The organism is Necropsobacter massiliensis (assembly GCF_000827595.2).
GTDB lineage: Bacteria > Pseudomonadota > Gammaproteobacteria > Enterobacterales > Pasteurellaceae > Necropsobacter > Necropsobacter massiliensis.
This window is the reverse complement of sequence record NZ_LN776180.1, coordinates 12,174-30,419: the sequence shown is the minus strand read 5'-3', so window position 1 is coordinate 30,419 and position 18,246 is coordinate 12,174. Positions and strand designations below refer to the sequence as shown.

At 47.1% G+C, this 18,246-nt stretch carries 19 protein-coding genes and 4 tRNA genes; 20 read left to right on the top strand and 3 right to left on the bottom strand.

Features of this window, described 5'->3' with window-relative positions; translation table 11 throughout:
• Nucleotides 1-7 precede the first annotated feature (7 nt).
• The 17 genes from BN3349_RS02770 to recC all read left to right on the top strand — a co-directional run bounded on the left by BN3349_RS02770 (nucleotide 8) and on the right by recC (nucleotide 11,671).
• Nucleotides 8-106, top strand: coding sequence for a cytochrome bd oxidase small subunit, CydX/CbdX family (locus BN3349_RS02770; protein WP_098042115.1), 99 nt, complete (start codon nucleotides 8-10; stop codon nucleotides 104-106).
• A gap of 4 nt (nucleotides 107-110) precedes the next feature.
• Nucleotides 111-395: a cyd operon protein YbgE gene (ybgE, locus tag BN3349_RS02765; protein ID WP_040975744.1), complete on the top strand. Its 285-nt coding sequence runs from the start codon at nucleotides 111-113 to the stop codon at nucleotides 393-395.
• A 231-nt stretch (nucleotides 396-626) separates the two neighbouring features.
• Entirely contained in the window at nucleotides 627-1,028 is a 402-nt protein-coding gene (gene ybgC, locus BN3349_RS02760; RefSeq protein WP_040975742.1) for a tol-pal system-associated acyl-CoA thioesterase, read from the top strand.
• A gap of 33 nt (nucleotides 1,029-1,061) precedes the next feature.
• Nucleotides 1,062-1,751 carry a protein TolQ gene (tolQ, locus tag BN3349_RS02755; protein ID WP_032093681.1) on the top strand — a complete coding sequence of 230 codons (690 nt, stop codon included), beginning with the start codon at nucleotides 1,062-1,064 and terminating at the stop codon, nucleotides 1,749-1,751.
• A gap of 64 nt (nucleotides 1,752-1,815) precedes the next feature.
• Nucleotides 1,816-2,238, top strand: a complete 423-nt coding sequence (tolR, locus tag BN3349_RS02750; protein WP_032109608.1) for a colicin uptake protein TolR — start codon at nucleotides 1,816-1,818, stop codon at nucleotides 2,236-2,238.
• A 16-nt stretch (nucleotides 2,239-2,254) separates the two neighbouring features.
• On the top strand, nucleotides 2,255-3,460 hold the full coding sequence (gene tolA, locus BN3349_RS02745) for a cell envelope integrity protein TolA (protein WP_040975741.1): 1,206 nt from the start codon (nucleotides 2,255-2,257) through the stop codon (nucleotides 3,458-3,460).
• 43 nt (nucleotides 3,461-3,503) lie between these two features.
• Complete coding sequence (gene tolB, locus BN3349_RS02740; RefSeq protein WP_040975740.1) at nucleotides 3,504-4,802, top strand: Tol-Pal system beta propeller repeat protein TolB; 1,299 nt, start codon at nucleotides 3,504-3,506, stop codon at nucleotides 4,800-4,802.
• Between the two features lie 11 nt (nucleotides 4,803-4,813).
• Nucleotides 4,814-5,278 (top strand): peptidoglycan-associated lipoprotein Pal, encoded by a 465-nt coding sequence (pal, locus tag BN3349_RS02735; RefSeq protein WP_032109612.1) that lies wholly within the window; start codon nucleotides 4,814-4,816, stop codon nucleotides 5,276-5,278.
• A gap of 188 nt (nucleotides 5,279-5,466) precedes the next feature.
• A tRNA-Lys gene (locus BN3349_RS02730) sits at nucleotides 5,467-5,542 on the top strand.
• Nucleotides 5,543-5,573: 31 nt separating this feature from the next.
• Nucleotides 5,574-5,649, top strand: a tRNA-Lys gene (locus tag BN3349_RS02725).
• A gap of 31 nt (nucleotides 5,650-5,680) precedes the next feature.
• A tRNA-Lys gene (locus BN3349_RS02720) sits at nucleotides 5,681-5,756 on the top strand.
• 31 nt (nucleotides 5,757-5,787) lie between these two features.
• Nucleotides 5,788-5,862: transfer RNA gene (locus tag BN3349_RS02715), tRNA-Lys, on the top strand.
• Nucleotides 5,863-6,025: 163 nt separating this feature from the next.
• Nucleotides 6,026-6,562: a type II secretion system protein gene (locus tag BN3349_RS02710; protein ID WP_040975738.1), complete on the top strand. Its 537-nt coding sequence runs from the start codon at nucleotides 6,026-6,028 to the stop codon at nucleotides 6,560-6,562.
• A gap of 3 nt (nucleotides 6,563-6,565) precedes the next feature.
• Complete coding sequence (locus BN3349_RS02705; RefSeq protein ID WP_040975737.1) at nucleotides 6,566-7,285, top strand: type II secretion system protein J; 720 nt, start codon at nucleotides 6,566-6,568, stop codon at nucleotides 7,283-7,285.
• Entirely contained in the window at nucleotides 7,285-7,962 is a 678-nt protein-coding gene (locus tag BN3349_RS02700; protein ID WP_040975736.1) for a DUF2572 family protein, read from the top strand. Before BN3349_RS02705 ends, BN3349_RS02700 begins: the two co-directional genes overlap by 1 nt.
• Complete coding sequence (locus BN3349_RS02695) at nucleotides 7,943-8,248, top strand: DUF5374 domain-containing protein (protein WP_180334829.1); 306 nt, start codon at nucleotides 7,943-7,945, stop codon at nucleotides 8,246-8,248. The genes BN3349_RS02700 and BN3349_RS02695 overlap by 20 nt, the downstream gene beginning before the upstream one ends.
• Nucleotides 8,249-8,260: 12 nt before the next feature.
• Nucleotides 8,261-11,671, top strand: a complete 3,411-nt coding sequence (gene recC / locus BN3349_RS02690) for an exodeoxyribonuclease V subunit gamma (RefSeq protein ID WP_040975735.1) — start codon at nucleotides 8,261-8,263, stop codon at nucleotides 11,669-11,671.
• A 41-nt stretch (nucleotides 11,672-11,712) separates the two neighbouring features.
• Here the strand turns inward: recC and cysS are convergent, their stop codons facing one another.
• Nucleotides 11,713-13,092, bottom strand: a complete 1,380-nt coding sequence (gene cysS / locus BN3349_RS02685; protein ID WP_040975734.1) for a cysteine--tRNA ligase — start codon at nucleotides 13,090-13,092, stop codon at nucleotides 11,713-11,715.
• A gap of 127 nt (nucleotides 13,093-13,219) precedes the next feature.
• Between cysS and BN3349_RS02680 the strand changes: the two genes are divergently transcribed.
• Genes BN3349_RS02680 through BN3349_RS02670 form a run of 3 tightly spaced genes read left to right on the top strand, consistent with a single transcriptional unit; the run spans nucleotide 13,220 to nucleotide 15,188 of the window.
• Complete coding sequence (locus BN3349_RS02680) at nucleotides 13,220-13,732, top strand: peptidylprolyl isomerase (RefSeq protein ID WP_040975732.1); 513 nt, start codon at nucleotides 13,220-13,222, stop codon at nucleotides 13,730-13,732.
• A gap of 44 nt (nucleotides 13,733-13,776) precedes the next feature.
• Nucleotides 13,777-14,397, top strand: a complete 621-nt coding sequence (locus BN3349_RS02675) for an NUDIX hydrolase N-terminal domain-containing protein (RefSeq protein WP_180334828.1) — start codon at nucleotides 13,777-13,779, stop codon at nucleotides 14,395-14,397.
• Nucleotides 14,398-14,399: 2 nt separating this feature from the next.
• Nucleotides 14,400-15,188: a TatD family hydrolase gene (locus tag BN3349_RS02670; protein ID WP_040976017.1), complete on the top strand. Its 789-nt coding sequence runs from the start codon at nucleotides 14,400-14,402 to the stop codon at nucleotides 15,186-15,188.
• Here the strand turns inward: BN3349_RS02670 and nrdG are convergent.
• Both nrdG and nrdD read right to left on the bottom strand, forming a co-directional pair.
• Entirely contained in the window at nucleotides 15,177-15,665 is a 489-nt protein-coding gene (nrdG, locus tag BN3349_RS02665; RefSeq protein ID WP_040975728.1) for an anaerobic ribonucleoside-triphosphate reductase-activating protein, read from the bottom strand. The two genes, BN3349_RS02670 and nrdG, sit on opposite strands and share 12 nt — an antisense overlap.
• Nucleotides 15,666-15,906: 241 nt before the next feature.
• Entirely contained in the window at nucleotides 15,907-18,030 is a 2,124-nt protein-coding gene (gene nrdD / locus BN3349_RS02660) for an anaerobic ribonucleoside-triphosphate reductase (RefSeq protein WP_040975726.1), read from the bottom strand.
• Between the last annotated feature and the right edge of the window lie 216 nt (nucleotides 18,031-18,246).

Sequence of the window (18,246 nt, the reverse complement as noted above, 5' to 3'; positions counted from 1 at the left end):
ATAAATTATGTTTTATGTGTTATGGGTAGTGGGTGTTTTGTTCGCCGTTATGATCAGTGCCGTGATTACGATCGGTATTGAAAAAACAGGTAAATTTGACGAGTAAGTCAATGATTACTACATTGTATCAAATGGTAAATAAGGGCTCTTGGCGGGCCCTTTCATTTATTATTGCGCTGCTTATCACCTTATTCTTTTTCTTTAATATCAATGAGTTTGCATCTCAGCTGCGCGTTGTTTCACCATTTTGGGTGATGGCGGTGATCTGGGCGACCATGATCTTATGGATTCACGGAATCGGATTCGACATTCGTTCTGTTGTCTGGAAAAGCGTGTTTTTTCCGCCATTCGGCTATCTGATTGCGCTCATTGCGCTGTTGCATAACCTGCTATAACTCGCCTAAGTGGGATGCACCCACTTTTTTATTTTATCTATAGCGCTGTGTATGAGATTGATAATGTCTGTTATTGGATAATGACAGATTATGAAAATTGTTTAATTTTTATAAAAAATAATTAATTTCGACCGCACTTTATTGCTTGCTAATCCGAGCCAGTCGCTCTAAAATACGCGAATTTTCTTCCTGATAAAATACTGTCGATAGCTCTCAAGGTTGAATGCTGATATGAGTATAGTTTCGTTTCCGGTACGCGTGTACTATGAAGATACCGATGCCGGCGGAGTAGTGTATCATGCGCGTTACCTGCATTTTTTTGAACGCGCGCGAACAGAGTATTTACGCATGCTGAATTTTTCGCAGTACGCGTTATTACATGAACGTAATATCGCATTTGTGGTCAAATCAATGCAGATTGACTACTGTTTTCCGGCAATCTTGGATGATTTGCTGGCGGTAGAAACTGACGTAACCGAAGTCAAAGGCGCAACGATTTTGTTTACACAACGGTTAAGAAGAGATGATGTGATTTTATGCAAAGCCACCGTTAAAGTGGCTTGTGTTAATCTGGGTAAAATGAAACCGATGGCGATTCCTGTTGAGATCAAGTCTGCGTTTCAGATGAACTGACGTTTAGGTATATTAATTTCTCGGAGTTATCTAATGACTACTGAATTGAACTTTTTAGAGCTGTTTCTAAAAGCAAGTATTGTTGTTCAAATTGTAATTTTAATTTTGGTCTCATTCTCGATTGCCTCTTGGGCGATCATTATTCAGCGCAGTCGCGTACTAACGAAAGCGCTGAAAGAATCCTCCGCCTTTGAAGACCGTTTCTGGTCGGGTGAAGATCTGCATAAATTGTATGAAGGATTGTCCAATCGTCGTGACGGATTGTCCGGCAGCGAACAGATTTTTTATGTCGGTTTTAAAGAGTTTTCCCGCTTGAAACAGGCTAATCCGGATTCACCGGAATCCATTATTCAGGGCAGTTCGCGTGCCATGAATCTGGCAATGAACCGAGAAGTGGAAGATTTAGAAACCCGCGTACCGTTTTTAGCGACCGTCGCATCCATCAGCCCGTATATCGGTTTATTCGGTACGGTGTGGGGGATTATGCACGCGTTTATGGGATTAAGTGGCGCCAAACAGGCAACCTTGCAAATGGTGGCGCCGGGGATTGCGGAAGCGCTGATTGCCACCGCAATCGGTTTATTCGCCGCGATTCCGGCGGTGATGGCATATAACCGTTTAAGTTTGCGCGTCAACAAGTTGGAACAGAATTACGGTAACTTTATTGATGAATTCACCACCATTTTGCATCGTCAGGTGTTCGGTCGTAATCATCATAACTAATTGAGATTGCAGGTTGACCGCACAAAAGTGCGGTCGGTTTTAGAAAAGTTTTTTAGAGGCAACTATGTCTTATCGTCGCAGACGTCGCGATATTAAATCCGAAATTAATATCGTGCCTTTTTTAGATGTATTATTAGTACTGGTGCTGATTTTTATGGCGACCGCACCGATTATCAGCCAGAGCGTACAAGTTGAACTGCCGGATGCGGTCGACAGTCAGAACGTATCGAATGAAGATAAAGTGCCGGTGATTCTGGAAGTATCGGGTATCGGTCAATATACGCTTTCCGTGGGAGGCGAGCGCAGTGAGGGGCTAACGGAAGAAATGGTCACTCAAATGACTAAACAGGAATATGACAAAGATAACAACACGATGTTTTTAGTGGGCGGTGCGAAAGATGTGCCTTATGAGGAAGTCATCAAAGCGCTGAATCTGCTCCACCTTGCGGGCATTAAATCCGTCGGTTTAATGACTAACCCGATTTAACTAAGTAGGTATAATTGTGCGGAATAATCGGCAAAATAAAGGTATCGATGCGGTCATTGTTTCTATCGTACTGCACATTATCTTGTTTGGTTTGTTGATATTAGGTTCTTTCTATCACAATGTCGAAATTATGGGCGGCGGTGAAGGAGACGGTGATGTTATCGGCGCGGTAATGGTCGATACCGGATCGGCTGCGCAGGAATGGGGGCGTTTACAGCAACAGAAAAAAGGTGATGCCGACAAGCCAAAGCAACCGGAACCGATTGATGAACAAAAGCAAGATAAGCAGGAACAGCTTGAAGAACAAAAACGCCAGCAGGCATTAGAACGTGAAAAGCAGCAGGAACGTCAGAAAGCGTTAGAACAGCAAAAAGAACAGGCTCGTCAGAAAGAGCTTGCTGAGCAGCAGAAAAAACAGCAAGAAGAAAAAGCCAAATTAGAGGCGTTGCAAAAACAGAAAGAGGCTGAACAAGCCAAAGCCAAACAGGCGGCCGAGGCGGCAAAACTGAAAGCTGATGCCGAAGCCAAGCGGTTGGCGGCTGCGGCAAAACAAGCTGAGGAAGAGGCTAAGGCAAAAGCTGCGGCAGAAGCGGCTCAAAAAGCGAAAGCCGAGGCAGAGGCAAAAGCTAAGGCGGAAAAAGAGGCGAAAGCGAAAGCTGAAGCGGACGCTAAAGCGAAGGCTGATGCTAAAGCGAAAGCCGATGCTAAGGCGAAAGCGGAGGCGGAAGCCAAAGCAGCAGCGAAAGCAAAAGCCGATGCGGAGGCGAAAGCCAAAGCCGACGCCAAGGCAAAAGCGGAGGCGGCAGCGGCAAAACGGCGTTCGGAGCAGGCAGCATTGGACGACTTTTTAAACGGCGGTGATATCGGCGGCGGCAGCGCCTCTGTTGGTGGTAACACCAATCGGCAGGGGAGCCAGGGACGCGGCGCCGGATTAGGTAGCGGTGACGGCGGTAAAGTCGGTGATCAATATGCTGGTGTAATTAAAAAGGAAATTCAACGCCGTTTCTTAAAAGATCCGAGCTTTGCCGGTAAAGTTTGCCGGATTAAAATTCAGTTGGAACGTGACGGTACCATTTCCGGTTACCAAAAGGTTTCCGGACCGGATGATATTTGTACTGCGGCATTAAGTGCGGTTGCGCGAACTAAAAAAGTGCCGGCGGCACCGTCTGATGCGGTTTATAGTAAATATAAAGCCCCGATTATTGATTTTGATATTAAATAACTGGTATGGTTTTAGGAAAGTAATTTAACCTGAGGAAAGCGACATGAAACGTATAATGAGTTTGTTGACAATGCTGTTTCTGTTATTGGCGAATTCAGCTTTTGCCGATGACGAAGTCCGTATTGTAATTGATGAAGGGGTTGACAGCGCACGCCCAATTGCCGTCGTCCCTTTTAAATGGAACGGTTCCGGTGCTGCACCGGCGGATATCGCGGATATTATTTCCGCCGATTTGCGTAACAGCGGGAAATTCAATCCGATTCCGGTAAGCCGCATGCCGCAGCAACCGAGTGCGGCATCCGAAGTGACGCCGGATGCGTGGTCGTCTTTGGGGATTGATGCCATTGTAGTCGGTCAGGTAACGCCGAACGGAAACGGTTATAGCATCGCTTATCAACTGGTCGATACTATCGGGGCGTCAGGTACAGCAGGTACCGTTTTGAGTCAGAACCAATATGCCGTGCCCGCCAATGCAACTCGATTGGGCGCGCATACGGTCAGCGATGAAGTCTTTGAAAAGCTGACTGCCATTCGCGGTGCATTCAGAACTAAGATCGCTTATGTTGTGCAGAAAAACGGCGGTTCTCGCCCTTATCAGGTGCGCGTGGCGGACTATGACGGACACAACCAGTTTATCGTAACGCAAAGTTCCCAGCCGTTGATGTCTCCGGCATGGTCACCGGACGGCGGCAAACTGGCGTATGTTTCCTTTGAGAAGAAAAAGGCTCAGTTAGTGGTACATGATCTGCATTCTGGTGCGCGTAAAGTTGCCGCCTCCTTTGAAGGGCATAACGGTGCGCCAGCATTTTCACCGGACGGTTCAAGATTGGCGTTTGCTTCTTCCAAAGACGGTGTGTTAAATATTTATGTCATGAATTTAGGTAGTGGACAAGTCTCTCAGTTGACCAGCGGCGCCGGTAATAATACCGAACCGGGTTGGTCTCCGGACGGACAGTCAATCGTGTTCACTTCCGACAGAAGCGGATCGCCGCAGGTTTACCGTATGAGTGCGTCAGGTGGTGGTGCCTCATTGGTTAGCTCGGGCGGCCGTAGTTATAGCGGGCAAATTTCCGCCGACGGTAGTACGTTAATCATGATTTCAGGCGATCATATCGTGAAAAAAGACTTGGCGACAGGGGAAACCGAGATGCTAAGTTCCACTTTCTTGGATGAAAGCCCGAGCATTTCGCCGAACGGAATTATGATTATTTATAGCTCTACACAAGGCTTAGGAAAGGTGCTACAATTGGTTTCTGCTGACGGTCGATTCAAAGCCCGTCTACCAGGAAGTGATGGACAAGTTAAATTTCCAGCTTGGTCACCATATTTGAGTAAAAACTAGGAGAAAAGTTAATGAAAAACTTTGCAAAATTATTAGTCGTAGCTGGCTCTGTAGCAGTATTAGCAGCTTGTAGTTCATCCAAAAATGAAAGCGCTGGCGCTGACGCAAATGCTCAAACCTTCGGCGGTTACTCCGTTCAGGATTTACAGCAACGTTACAACACTGTTTATTTTGGTTTCGATAAATACAACATCGAAGGCGAATACGAACAGATCTTAGATGCGCATGCGGCATACTTAAATGCAACTCCTGCATCTAAAGTGTTAGTTGAAGGTAATACTGACGAACGCGGTACTCCGGAATACAACATTGCATTAGGTCAACGTCGTGCAGATGCTGTTAAAAACTTCTTATCAGCTAAAGGTGTTCAAGCTGGTCAGGTTTCAACCGTTTCTTACGGTGAAGAAAAACCAGCTGAGTTAGGTCATGACGAAGCAGCCTATGCGAAAAACCGTCGTGCAGTGTTAGCATACTAATTTTTACGCATTCCTTTTTAATATGAAAACCGAGCCCGAACAGGCTCGGTTTTTATCTGCGCAAAAACCGTTTGTTTCTTATTATATCTGGCGAGTATTCATTCAAATGAATAAAAAATCAAAAATTTTTATTGATTATTAAAATAAAACCAGTATTATAAGCCTCCGTTACGCGATGATATCTTCATGGGTCGTTAGCTCAGTCGGTAGAGCAGCGGACTTTTAATCCGTTGGTCGAAGGTTCGAATCCTTCACGACCCACCATTCAAACGTAACATTCCGTAAATATACTTACGGGTCGTTAGCTCAGTCGGTAGAGCAGCGGACTTTTAATCCGTTGGTCGAAGGTTCGAATCCTTCACGACCCACCAATTAACGGTAATATTCCTTAAATATATTTTCGGGTCGTTAGCTCAGTCGGTAGAGCAGCGGACTTTTAATCCGTTGGTCGAAGGTTCGAATCCTTCACGACCCACCAATTAGTTGAAACTATCCGCCTAAGATTATATGGGTCGTTAGCTTAGTGGTAGAGCAGCGGACTCTTAATCCGTTGGTCGAAGGTTCGAATCCTTCACGACCCACCAACAGTTTTTCTTGTTATTCCAACGTATTCCGACATTTTTATCTCAATTCTTTTTTTGTTTTTGCGATCTGTATTCCAGAAATGTGATGATTTTGTCGCTAAAAGATTTTTTCATATTTAAAGTGCGGTGTTAAAACACAACGTTTTAACTATGCAAGATGAGAATGGGGCATAATGTGGCGAAAGGGGTTACCTTATTGGAAATGTTGACCGTATTGGTGATTCTTAGCAGTGTGATGTTGTTGGCTTTACCAGCTTGGCAGCATAGCGGCGATCGGGCGATTTTAGAAAGAGAACAGCGCAAGCTGTATTTATTTCTGCGCTATATTCAGGCTCGAGCAGAGAATTCCAACGATATTTGGCTGTTGATTGCCAATCGGGATAGCTATCGACAGCGCTGGTGTCTTACGGCGCAGATAAAAAACGAACAGATTTGTGATTGTTTGGCACCGCAGCATTGCTCCGTCCAGCTTTCGGCACAGTTTTACTATCCTGATTATGCCGATAAAACCATGTTGATCAGTAAATCTTATTACCCGACAGAAATCACTCGACTGAACGGTATTCGTAATACCACATCGACTGCCTGCATGGTGTTGCAAGCGGGGGACAGTCGAACCCTGTTTTCGTTTTTTAATATCGGCAGTCTGAAACTGAAGGGTGATCAGGCATTGAGCGCCTGCGTGAAGGATGAGGCATAGAGTATGCGCTCCTTATATCACGGGCAAAGTTTGATCGGGTTGATGTTGTCTCTTTCCCTCTCTTCACTGTTATTGCTGGTGGTGATCCAGTTTTACGGACAGACCCGACGGCAAAATCAAGACATCTTATTTCAACTGCATTTACAAAGTGAATTGCAACGCACGGTGCAGCTTATCGGCAAAGATTTACGTCGCGTCGGCTTCCGTGCCGTTGCGGAGAAATTAACTCGCAATAATCTGATGTTATTTGAACAGGATGAGCGGGGGCGCAGTGTTGTGATTGCGCAGGCAGACGGCGAAAAACCGAATAGTTGTATCTTGTTTTTCTATGATTTGGATGCCACAGGGTGTATCGGTACCGGTTATAAGTCCGGTCTTTGTTTGTCAGCGGGGCAAAACAGTGCCAGAGAAATTGAACGCGAATTATTCGGCTATCGGTTGCATGATAGTATGCTGGAAACCCGTCTGACCTATAAAAATACTGTGCACCAATACTGTACTCAGGAGCAGTGTCGCAGCTATATACAACAGCCGGCTTGCAACAGCGGTGGCTGGGTAGATTTACTGGACGATAGCGAAATTGCCATTACGCATTTGCAATTCGACTGGTTGATTGCGGGAAAGGCGGTGGAAGTGCGGTTGGCGGGGCGCTTAAAAAAACGACCAGAGATACGTTATGACACCGGCATTATTGTGCCGTTAATCAATCAAGAGGCGGAATAATGGCATATCGCGGTATAATGACTCTCACGCTGTTGATGCTACTTAGCGCATTGTTGGTGATGTTTATGCGGTTTGATGACGATCTGTTACGCCTGTATTCCGCTTTGCCCTCACAGCGTCAAGTGTATTTGCAGGCGCAACTAGAATTACAGCATATCAGCCACGAACAGGCACATGCCGAATGTAATAGCGTGCCTTTAGATAATGATGATAAAACCCGGCGCATCCGCTTTGAAAACAATGAAAAAAATCACCGCACTTTCCATTTTGTTTGGTGCGAGCGGCTGTCGCTGTTTCAACAGGCGCCGAAAAAAGCGTTGAACCTGGGCGGGTTTGAACAATATCTCGCACCAGAACTTGAAGCTTTGTTTGCCGCTGAGTTGCATCCGCCACCGCCAAGCCTGCCAAGCGCCAAAACGGGGCATCTTTATTGGTTTAACCGGCAGCAAACGGAATGGGAACTTAACGGCAATATTTATGCCGTTATTGTGGCACAAGGTGACCTTCTCATTACCGGCAAAGGCAAAATCAGTGGCGCTTTGATCACCGGCGGAAAATTTCACAAAAGCGAACAAGTGCAGATTACTTACCATAAAGAGACGGTGACTAATATTGTCAGACAATACAGCCGATGGCAGTTAGCGGAGAAAAGCTGGTATGATGTCGAACCCTTATAGTGCGGTGAATTATCCGGGCATCAATTTGCTCTCCCTGTTAGTGACTTTAACCTTATTTAGTGGTATTTTTCTGTCCGTTAATCAATGGATTGCGGTACAGCGCCACAGTGCGGTAGAAATTTATCAGCGATATCAAGCAATACAGATCGCAGAAAACCAGCGGCAACGATTATTTTTAGGTTTGGCGTGTCAGTCGCGCGTTGAACAAAATCAGCTCACTTTTCGTATCAGCTGTTCGTCGGCGCAAGTGACGGTACATTATCCGGCGGGCGAAATCGTATTATAAAAAGGAACAGATGTGTTTACCGTTTATTATTCCAATCAACTGGATATTCAAAAAGAGATTTTGATTCATTTAATGCAGCGACAGCCGTTGAATGATCCTTTGCAGGCAGAAACGATTCTGGTGCAAAGCCCGGGAATGGCGCAGTGGCTGCAATGGCAAATTGCGGAAAAGCAAGGCATTGCCGCGAATTTACAGTTTCCGCTACCGGCAACCTTTATCTGGCGGCAATATGCGGACAATCTACCAGATGTGGCACAGCAAAGCCAGTTTGACAAAGAGAGTATGACTTGGCGGCTAATGCGACTCATTCCCGACCATTTATCCCGTTCGGAGTTTCAGCCGCTGCGCCGTTATCTGAGCTCTTCCGTGCAGGCGGAGCAGCAGAAACTGTATCAGCTGGCGCATAAGATTGCCGATTTATTCGACCAATATTTAGTTTATCGCCCAGCATGGATAAGCGCCTGGGAACAGGGAAACGATCCGTCCGTTAGCAGCCAAATCGGGCATCAGATCGACGGCAGCAATCAGCAATTATTCGCCCAGATTACTCGCCATGTGCAATGGCAGGGCGCATTATGGCGCGCACTGACGGAAGACATTCGGATGCAGACCGGCGGTGAAATCCAGCATCGGGCACGCTTACACCAGCGCTTTTTAGCGTTATTGGCTCAGGGCACACCGAAAAAGCTGCCAGCACGGATTTTTGTGTTTGGTATTTCCGCTTTACCGAAGACCTATCTGGACACACTGCATGCGATCAGCGCTTATTGTGACGTGCATTTATTTTTTAATAACGGCTGCCGAGAATATTGGGGCGATATTATCGCTCCGTCCTATTGGCAAAAATTACAGATTCGCCACCGCACTTTATATACGGATAAGTGCGCCCGACCGCTGCTTTCGACACGGCAAGTCCGCAAGCTGGAAAACAACGCAATTGAATATACCTATGACAACGAGCTGTTACAGATTGGGCATCCTTTGCTGTCTGCGTGGGGAAAACAAGGGCGCGATTTTTTATATTTATTAACCGAGCTACAAGCTAATGACATCAGTGCTTATATCGAACCGCCGGAAAATCATCTACTGTCGCAGATCCAAGCGCGCATCTTAAATTTAGTGCCGAGCGGAAAACAGCCGCTGCATTATCAGGCTACGGATCAATCGCTGAGTTTTCATGCTTGTTACAGCGCCATGCGGGAAGTGGAGGAGCTGCACGATTACTTGCTGCATTTGTTTAGTCAAGATAACAGCCTTACGCCGAAAGATATTGTGGTTATGGTGGCGGATATTGATCAATACACACCTTATATCCGCGCCGTGTTCGGTCAGGAGCCGCACTATATTCCTTTTTCCATTTCCGATAACAAGTTATCGGAAAGCGATGTGTTGATTTCCGGCTTTCTCAGTTTGCTAAACTTAAAAGAAAGCCTGTTCGGGGCGGAAGAAATACTGGCGCTGCTGGATATTCCGGCGATCCGCACACGCTTTCAGATTGAATCTGACGATTTGGTTCTGATTCATCATTGGGTTGCTGACAGCGGGATTCGTTTTGGGCTGGATAAATATACGGATGCCGCTCAGCATAATTATAATGCTTGGCAGGCGGGGCTGGAACGCATGTTGCTCGGATATGCCCTGCGCGAAGAAAACGGTGTCTGGCAGGATAGCTTGGGGCTGGATAACAGCTATGGCTTGAACGGGCGGCTAGCGGGCTATCTGGCCGCATTTATCGACAGTCTGTCGCAATGGCAGCAGGTGCTGGCGGCAGAACACGAGGCGTTGCAATGGCAGCAGCATTTGTTGACGTTGACCGAAACGTTTTTCGCCGCCGATGAGCAGAACAATGAAACCTTGTGGTATTTGAAAGATTGTATTCAGCGCTTCACCGAACAATTACAAGCGGCGAATTTTGATGAACCGCTTAGTATCGAAGTGGTTAGCGACGTGTTGGACGGATATTTGCAAGATAGTCCGAACAGCCTGAAGTTCCTTGCCGGCAAGGTGAATTTTTGTACGTTGTTGCCGATGCGTTCCATTCCGTTTAAAGTAGTCTGTCTGCTCGGTATGAATGAGGGCGATTATCCGCGCCGACATACGCCGAACAGTTTTGATTTAATGCAATATCATCATCAGAAAGGCGATCGTTTCCGCCGCGATGATGATCGCTATCTTTTTTTAGAAGCGTTGTTGTCGGCACAAGATTATCTTTATATCAGCTATGTTGGGCGTTCCGTGGTGGACGACCAACCCAAAGAACCTTCTGTACTGGTTAGCCAGTTATTGGATTATGTGGCGGAAAACCTGAGTGCGGCGGATGGTGAAGATACAGATAACTCGCCGCAGGATTGGCGCGCGTTGCTAGTAAAACAACATGCGATGACCGCATTCAGCGAACAAAACTTCCGCGGTAACGACCGCACTTTTGCGCGCAAATGGCTGCCGTTGGCAAGACGTTTGCAGCATGCTGATACGCCGGATTTTATGCAGCCGCTGGCGCCGGAAGTTGCACCGATAAGCGAGATCGCGTTGCCTGATTTAATTGCATTTGTCCAACATCCGCTGAAGTATTTTTTGCAGCAACGACTGGGCGTAAGTTTTAATGATGAAAATCCGTTAATTGCAGACAGTGAGAATTTTAGTCTGAATAATCTGGATCAATATTGTATTCATGAACAATTACTCTATTGTGATGAGTCGGCGCAGGAGGCATTTTTTACTGCGCTGATGATTAAAGGCGTGATGCCGCGCGGCAGTTTTGCGCAGGTTTATGAAAAACAACTGAAACGCGATATTCAGGAGTTAAAAGCATGTGTGGAGGATTATCTGACTCGGGATGGGCAGCGACAAGCGATAGAATTGTTTGTTGAATGTGCAAGCGGAACGGTCCGTTTATACGGCGATTTGGATCATTTATATGCGCAGGAAAACGGTATGTTGCAACGGGTGTGCTGGCGAGTCGGTGCGATCAGAGATCAGGACGTGATTGAAAGCTGGGTGTATTATCTGTTGCAATGTGCCGCACAGCATAATGCGGCGCCTGCGCGTTATTATGCTAAAAAAGAGAAGATCACCTTCAAAACACTGGAAAAAAACACCGCACTTGCGCAGTTGGCGGTGTATGTACAAGATTTTATTCAGGGGCAATGCCAACCCTTGCCGGTTATCACAAGTGCGATTGATGGCTATCTGAATTTACTCCGCGTCGATAAAAGCTCGGTGTTTAAAGCGGAAGACGCCGTTGATCTCGCAGCCTGCGCGCAGAAGCTGGACAGTCTTATTCGTGGCACTGCCTATACCCGGCAGGATCTTTACTGGCAGCGGGTTTTTGCTCACATACCGCCGAGCGAGTTGCAAATCCGAGTCATGAACCGACGTATGCAAGCGTGGTTTGCGTTGATGAGCGAGCATTTGCAGCACTAGACAACGTCAACAAACGGCACGATGTAGCGTGCCGTCAGGGATTATTGTTTGCGCCAGATTGTGCCGTTCGGACCGTCTTCCAGCACAACACCCATTGCATTTAACGCATCACGAGCAGCATCCGCTTGCGCCCAGTCTTTAGCCGCGCGGGCGTTATTACGCTGTTGGATCAGGGCGTTAATTTTGGCCACTTCATCGGCATCGGAACCGGATTGCAAAAAGTGTTCCGGCTCTTGTGCCAGCAACCCCAGCACGCCGGCAAGTTCGCGCATACGGGTGGCTAGACCGTTAGCCTGCGCCATATTGTCGGTTTTCAGTTTATTGATGTCACGCGCCATTTCAAATAAAACGGAAAGGGCGTTCGGCGTGTTAAAATCATCGTCCATAGCGTCTTTAAAGGCGGCAACAAAATGCTCTCCACCGTCGGCCGGCGCATTGCGATCGGTGCCGCGTAGTGCGGTGTACAGGCGTTCCAGCGCGCCATATGCCAGATTCAGATTTTCTTCACTGTAATTCAATTGGCTGCGATAATGGGCGGTTAATAAGAAATAACGCACGCTTTCCGCATCATAATGGCTCAGCACATCACGAATAGTAAAGAAATTGCCCAGTGATTTCGACATCTTTTCTTTATCGACCATAATCATACCGGAATGAATCCAGTAATTGACGTACTTGCCGTCGTGCGCGCAGCAGGATTGGGCGATTTCATTCTCATGGTGCGGGAACATTAAATCTGAACCGCCGCCGTGAATATCAAAGTGTTCGCCCAGTTGTTTGCAGTTCATCGCCGAACATTCGATATGCCAGCCCGGGCGACCGGCTCCCCATGGTGCTTGCCAGCTCGGCTCGTGCGGTTTGGACATTTTCCATAACACGAAATCCATCGGGTTTTTCTTGATTTCCGAAATTTCCACCCGCGCACCGGCTTGTAGCTGAGAAAGATCCTGACGAGACAGTCTACCGTATTGCTGAAAACTTTCCACATCAAACATCACATCGCCGTTTTCCGCTACATAGGCGTGACCGCGCTGAATCAGCTTTTCTACCAGCGCGATAATCTCTGCGATATGGTGCGTTGCGCGCGGTTCGGAATCCGGACGCAGGATATTCAGTGCATCAAAATCCCGATACATTTCGCCTACCATGCGGTCCACCAGCTGTTCACAGCTTTCCTGATTTTCCAGCGCGCGTTTAATGATTTTGTCGTCCACATCGGTGATGTTGCGCACATAAGTCAGATGATAGCCCAGATAACGCAGGTAACGCGCGATCACATCGAAACAAACAAAGGTGCGTCCGTGTCCGATATGACATAAATCATAGACGGTGACGCCGCACACATACATCCCCACATGATTGTCGTGAATGGGTTTAAAAATTTCTTTCTCTCGGGTTAATGTATTAAAAATTTTTAGCATTGTGTTGTTCTCGTGAAAAGGTCATAAAAATGCGGGCAAAACCGACCGCACTTTAAAGCGTAATTTATAGCACTTATTGGGCTTTTATGGAATAATAAACGCCTTTATATTTGACAGGAATAAGAAAATGATTACATTACATACAAACTTCGGCAATATCCGGATTAAATTGGATCACGCAAAGGCACCGCTGACTGCCGCAAATTTTGAAAATTACTGCAAAAAAGGGTTTTATAACAACACGATTTTTCATCGGGTAATTGACGGTTTTATGATTCAGGGCGGCGGCATGGAAGCGGGCATGCGCGAAAAAGCCACCGAGGCGCCGATTCAAAATGAAGCCGCTAATGGGCTGAGCAACAAACGCGGCACTATCGCCATGGCGCGCACCTCTGATCCGCATTCCGCGACTGCACAGTTTTTTATTAATGTGGCGGATAACAGCTTTTTGGATTACCGCGCGAAAGAAATGTTCGGCAAGACGGTCGTGCAGGAATGGGGCTATGCGGTGTTCGGCGAAGTGGTTGACGGTATGGATGTGGTAGATAAAATCAAAAGCGTGAAAACCGGCAATAAAGGATTTCATCAAGATGTGCCGCAGGATGATGTGGTGATTGAATCCGTTACGCTGGAAGACTAATTGGTTCGGCGGGCTGTCAGCCCGCTTTTTTATTGGAGGTGAGCATGCAACAAGAGGAGCGCTGGCTGCAATGGGCGGTGGAACTGCAAAGTCTGGCGCAGGCGGGGCTGTTTTATTCGCCGAATAAATTTGATATTGAGCGTTTTCAGCGTATTCGCGAAATCAGTGCGGATATTATTCAGTATAAATCGGGGCTTTCGGCACAAAAAGTCAAAGATCTATTTTGCAATGAAACGGGTTTTCAGACTCCGAAACTGGATACGCGGGCGGCCGTTTTCCGTCAGGATCAGATTTTGCTGGTGCAGGAAGAAAACGGTTTGTGGTCGCTGCCCGGCGGTTGGGTGGATGTGGATCTGTCCATTAAGGAAAATACTATTAAAGAAGTGAAGGAAGAGGCGGGCTTGGCAGTGAGCGCCGATTTTATTATCGCCATTTTGGATCGGGATAAACATAATCTGCCAAAAATGGCGCACAAAGTGTGTAAAACGTTCGTTTATTGTACCGCACTTGGCGGTGAGTTCCGACCGAATAACGAAACCATTGACAGCGGCTATTTTAGCCTGGAAGCATTGCCGCCGCTGTGTACGGAAAAAAATAATGAAGCGCAGGTGCGCATGTGTTTTGAGGCGCACTATGCGCCAAGCTGGAAAACCTTGTTTGATTGATGATGACATTTTTTGATACCCATACGCATCTGGATTATTTGCTGCGCATGAGCGGCGAGCCCTTATCCCGTCTAATGGCAAATGCGGCGCAGGCAGGGGTGCGAAAAATGCTGATCGTTGCGGTGATGGAAAAAGACTTTGAAACGCTGGCAAAAATGACCGCACTTTATCCGCAACGGCTGTATTATGGTTTGGGGCTGCATCCGTTATATATTCGACAGCATACGCAGGCGGACTTGGAGCGGCTGAACCGATTGCTGGCACAGCGTCCGCGCGGATGTACGGCGGTGGCGGAAATCGGCTTGGAACGTGCTAAGCCCGAATTATTAAGCACGGCATTATGGCAAAAACAGCAGGATTTTTTCTCTGCTCAGTTAAGTTTTGCCAAACAATATGGGTTGCCGGTCAATCTGCATTCGCGCAAAGCCCATGAGCCACTGTATGCCTTCCTTAAACGGGCGGATCTGCCGAAATGTGGTGTCGTGCACGGTTTTGCCGGCAGCTATGAGCAGGCGAAGCGTTTTGTGGATCTCGGTTATCGAATCGGAGTTGGCGGTGTGATTAGCTATCAACGTGCCAATAAAACTCGGCAGACGATTGCAAAATTACCGCTTGATGCCTTGATACTGGAAACCGACAGCCCCGATATGCCGGTGTTCGGTTTTCAGGGACAACCGAATCGCCCCGAGCGAATTGTCGAGACTTTCAAGGCGCTGTGTCAGTTGCGTCCCGAAGCGGCGCACGTTATTGCGCAAGCGCTTTGGCACAACAGTGTGCAGCTATTTGCCTGAGCGAATTTTATCGGCGCTGAAACGGTGAATCACCTGATTGGCGGAACCGCGCCAAACCAGCGCCGGATCGGCCTGCGCCTGAATGAATTTGCCGTCGATGAGAACATCGATATAAGGCAACATGGTTTGTTGCTGAGCATTGAGTTCATCCAGTTTATAACCCGTCCACAGCCAAATATCTTTATCCGGACATTCGCGTTTTACTCGTTGTACCAACTTTAACAAGGTCGGAATATTGTTTGGATGCAGCGGATCACCACCGGACAGACTGAGCCCTTGGCGTTTAATACGGGTGTCTTGCAAATCGTTGATGATTTGATCTTCCATGGCTTGATCGAACAATACCCCGGCGGAAAAGGACCAGCTTTTCTGATTGTAACAGCCTTTGCAACGATGGGTGCAGCCGCTGACGAACAAGGTACAGCGCGTGCCTTCACCATTGACGATATCAACGGGGTAATATTGTAAATAGTTCATTTGTTTTCGTGTTAATGCTCGGACATTATAAAGTAACGTCTTTGTTAGCTTAAAGTGCGGTGAATTTTTTTTATTTTTCAATATTGCGCGGCAAACGCATAGCAAACCGCATTGACGGAATATAAAGACGTTATGTCGTTACGGTAGAAAATATCTATTGTTAACATCCCGTCTTTTGAGCAAAGGGGCGGGAGAAAAACGGCATCCGCTTTCCCGCCGCCTTGTTCGGGGTGATGGCAAATTACATATGTTTAACCCGGCGTTTGACTTCTTCCTGCTTGCCGGCGTTAAACGGTCTGGCGTCCGGGCTACCGAGATAACCGCAGACTCGGCGGGTGACCGACACTTTTTCGCTGTCGTGATTACCGCATTTCGGACAGGTAAAGCCTTTGCTGGTACACTCGAATTCGCCGGTAAAGCCGCATTCGTAGCATTCATCAATCGGCGTGTTCGTGCCGTAATAAGGCACGCGCGCATAGCTGTAATCCCACACATCTTCCAGCGCTTTCAGATTATGCTGGATATTCGGATATTCGCCGTAGCAGATAAAACCGCCATTGGCTAATGCTGGATAAGGCATTTCAAAGTCCAGTTTGTCGTAAGGATTGACTTTTTTCTCAACATCTAAATGATAGCTGTTGGTGTAATAACCTTTGTCCGTCACACCGTCGATAATGCCGAACTGGCGCGTATCCAGCCGGCAGAAACGGTCGCACAGGTTTTCGCTCGGTGTAGAATATAAACTGAACGCATAGCCGGTTTCCGCCCGCCATTGTTTAGTTGCCTCGCTGAGCCGTTCGACGATTTTCAGCCCTTTTTGGCGCAGCTGTTCATCGTCATAAATATGGTGATGATAGAGCGCATTGATGGTTTCATGGATACCGATATAGCCCAGCGAAATTGAGGCGCGTCCGTTTTTGAAAATTTGCGCCACATTGTCATCGGCTTTCAGGCGCACACCGCAGGCGCCTTCCATATACAGAATCGGCGCTACTCGGGCTTTGGTATTTTCTAGCCGGGCGATACGTGTCATCAGCGCTTTTTTCGCCAGCGCCAGACGCTGTTCCAAAATATCGTAAAAGCGCTGTTCATCGCCCTTGGCTTCCAATGCGATACGCGGCAGGTTGAGACTGACCACGCCCAGATTATTGCGCCCGTCATGCACATATTCGCCGTTTTCTTGATAAGCGCCGAGGAAACTGCGGCAGCCCATCGGCGCTTTGAACGAACCGGTGACTTTCACCACCTGATCATAATTTAAAATATCTGGATACATGCGTTTAGAGGCACATTCCAGCGCCAGCTGTTTGATATCGTAGTTCGGATCGGTTTTGCTATGGTTCACGCCGTTTTTAATGGTGAATACCAATTTCGGGAAGACCGGCGTTTTATGGTTTTTACCTAATCCCCGAATGCGATTACGCAAAATGGATTGCTGAATCAGCCGTTCCTGCCAGCCGGTACCCAGCCCGAAACCGAGGGTGACAAACGGAGTTTGACCGTTTGAGGTGTGCAGCGTATTGACCTCATATTCCAGCGATTGAAAGGCGTCAAAACATTCTTTTCCGATTAACGCCTTGGCATAGGCTTCCGGTTGCGGAATCTGCCAAAGTGCGGCGGTTTTTAAGTGTTTTTCATAACTTAACTGCACATAAGGCGCCAGCACTTCATCAATACGGTTAATTGTCGTGCCGCCGTAAATATGGCTGGCAACCTGCGCGATAATTTGCGCGGTAACTGCGGTTGCGGTGCCGATGGATTTCGGCGGTTCAATTTCCGCATTGCCCATTTTAAATCCGCTGGTCAACATGCCTTTTAAATCCACCAGCATGCAATTGAACATTGGGAAAAACGGTGCATAGTCTAGATCATGATAATGGATTTCGCCTTTTTCATGGGCCGCTACCACATCGCGCGGCAGAATATAGCGTTTGGCGTAATGTTTGGCGACGATCCCCGCCAGCAAATCCCGTTGAGTAGGAATCACTTTGGCGTCTTTGTTGGCGTTTTCGTTCAGCAGTTCGACATTGCTTTGTTCAATTAATCCCTCAATCTCTTTGGTCAGATTACTGCGCTTTTCACGCGCCAGATCTCTGTCGTGGCGGTATTCGATATACGCGCGGGCGATTTGCGGGTACTGGCTTGACATCAGATGATTTTCAACAATTTGCTGAATACGGCTGATGTCGATTTCCTGTTGATGATGCGCGAAAATTTCATCGCATACCTGCTGACCAATACTGTAACAATAGCGGTCGTCATTGATGCCGACAGCGAGTGCTGCTTTTTTTATGGCGTTGATAATACGCTGAATTTCAAATCCGATTCGTGAGCCGTCACGTTTGATTACGAAAAATGTGCCCATAACTACCTCTGCATGTTCTGCCTGTTAAATTCGCGATACACTATATATAGATATTATTTTTATTTCAACTACTAGATATAGTGTTTTTTCGTCGGTTTTTTATGCAAACTATGGGTTAGTGATTGGTTTTACTGGGGAAATTATCGATTTTTTATGAGAATTATTCTCAACTAAAATTTATATTTTGTGATGTTGATCATATTATTTATTGTGTCG

Excerpts from the sequence above, each read along its gene's own strand:
- ybgC (WP_040975742.1), top strand. The coding sequence starts at position 627 with ATGAGTATAGTTTCGTTTCCGGTACGCGTGTACTATGAAGATACCGAT.
- BN3349_RS02680 (WP_040975732.1), top strand. The coding sequence starts at position 13,220 with ATGATTACATTACATACAAACTTCGGCAATATCCGGATTAAATTGGAT.
- BN3349_RS02705 (WP_040975737.1), top strand. The coding sequence starts at position 6,566 with ATGCGCTCCTTATATCACGGGCAAAGTTTGATCGGGTTGATGTTGTCT.
- BN3349_RS02670 (WP_040976017.1), top strand. The coding sequence starts at position 14,400 with ATGACATTTTTTGATACCCATACGCATCTGGATTATTTGCTGCGCATG.
- ybgE (WP_040975744.1), top strand. The coding sequence starts at position 111 with ATGATTACTACATTGTATCAAATGGTAAATAAGGGCTCTTGGCGGGCC.
- BN3349_RS02700 (WP_040975736.1), top strand. The coding sequence starts at position 7,285 with ATGGCATATCGCGGTATAATGACTCTCACGCTGTTGATGCTACTTAGC.
- nrdD (WP_040975726.1), bottom strand. The coding sequence starts at position 18,030 with ATGGGCACATTTTTCGTAATCAAACGTGACGGCTCACGAATCGGATTT.
- tolB (WP_040975740.1), top strand. The coding sequence starts at position 3,504 with ATGAAACGTATAATGAGTTTGTTGACAATGCTGTTTCTGTTATTGGCG.
- BN3349_RS02710 (WP_040975738.1), top strand. The coding sequence starts at position 6,026 with ATGGGGCATAATGTGGCGAAAGGGGTTACCTTATTGGAAATGTTGACC.
- nrdG (WP_040975728.1), bottom strand. The coding sequence starts at position 15,665 with ATGAACTATTTACAATATTACCCCGTTGATATCGTCAATGGTGAAGGC.
- cysS (WP_040975734.1), bottom strand. The coding sequence starts at position 13,092 with ATGCTAAAAATTTTTAATACATTAACCCGAGAGAAAGAAATTTTTAAA.
- tolQ (WP_032093681.1), top strand. The coding sequence starts at position 1,062 with ATGACTACTGAATTGAACTTTTTAGAGCTGTTTCTAAAAGCAAGTATT.
- tolR (WP_032109608.1), top strand. The coding sequence starts at position 1,816 with ATGTCTTATCGTCGCAGACGTCGCGATATTAAATCCGAAATTAATATC.
- BN3349_RS02695 (WP_180334829.1), top strand. The coding sequence starts at position 7,943 with ATGATGTCGAACCCTTATAGTGCGGTGAATTATCCGGGCATCAATTTG.
- BN3349_RS02675 (WP_180334828.1), top strand. The coding sequence starts at position 13,777 with ATGCAACAAGAGGAGCGCTGGCTGCAATGGGCGGTGGAACTGCAAAGT.
- pal (WP_032109612.1), top strand. The coding sequence starts at position 4,814 with ATGAAAAACTTTGCAAAATTATTAGTCGTAGCTGGCTCTGTAGCAGTA.
- BN3349_RS02770 (WP_098042115.1), top strand. The coding sequence starts at position 8 with ATGTTTTATGTGTTATGGGTAGTGGGTGTTTTGTTCGCCGTTATGATC.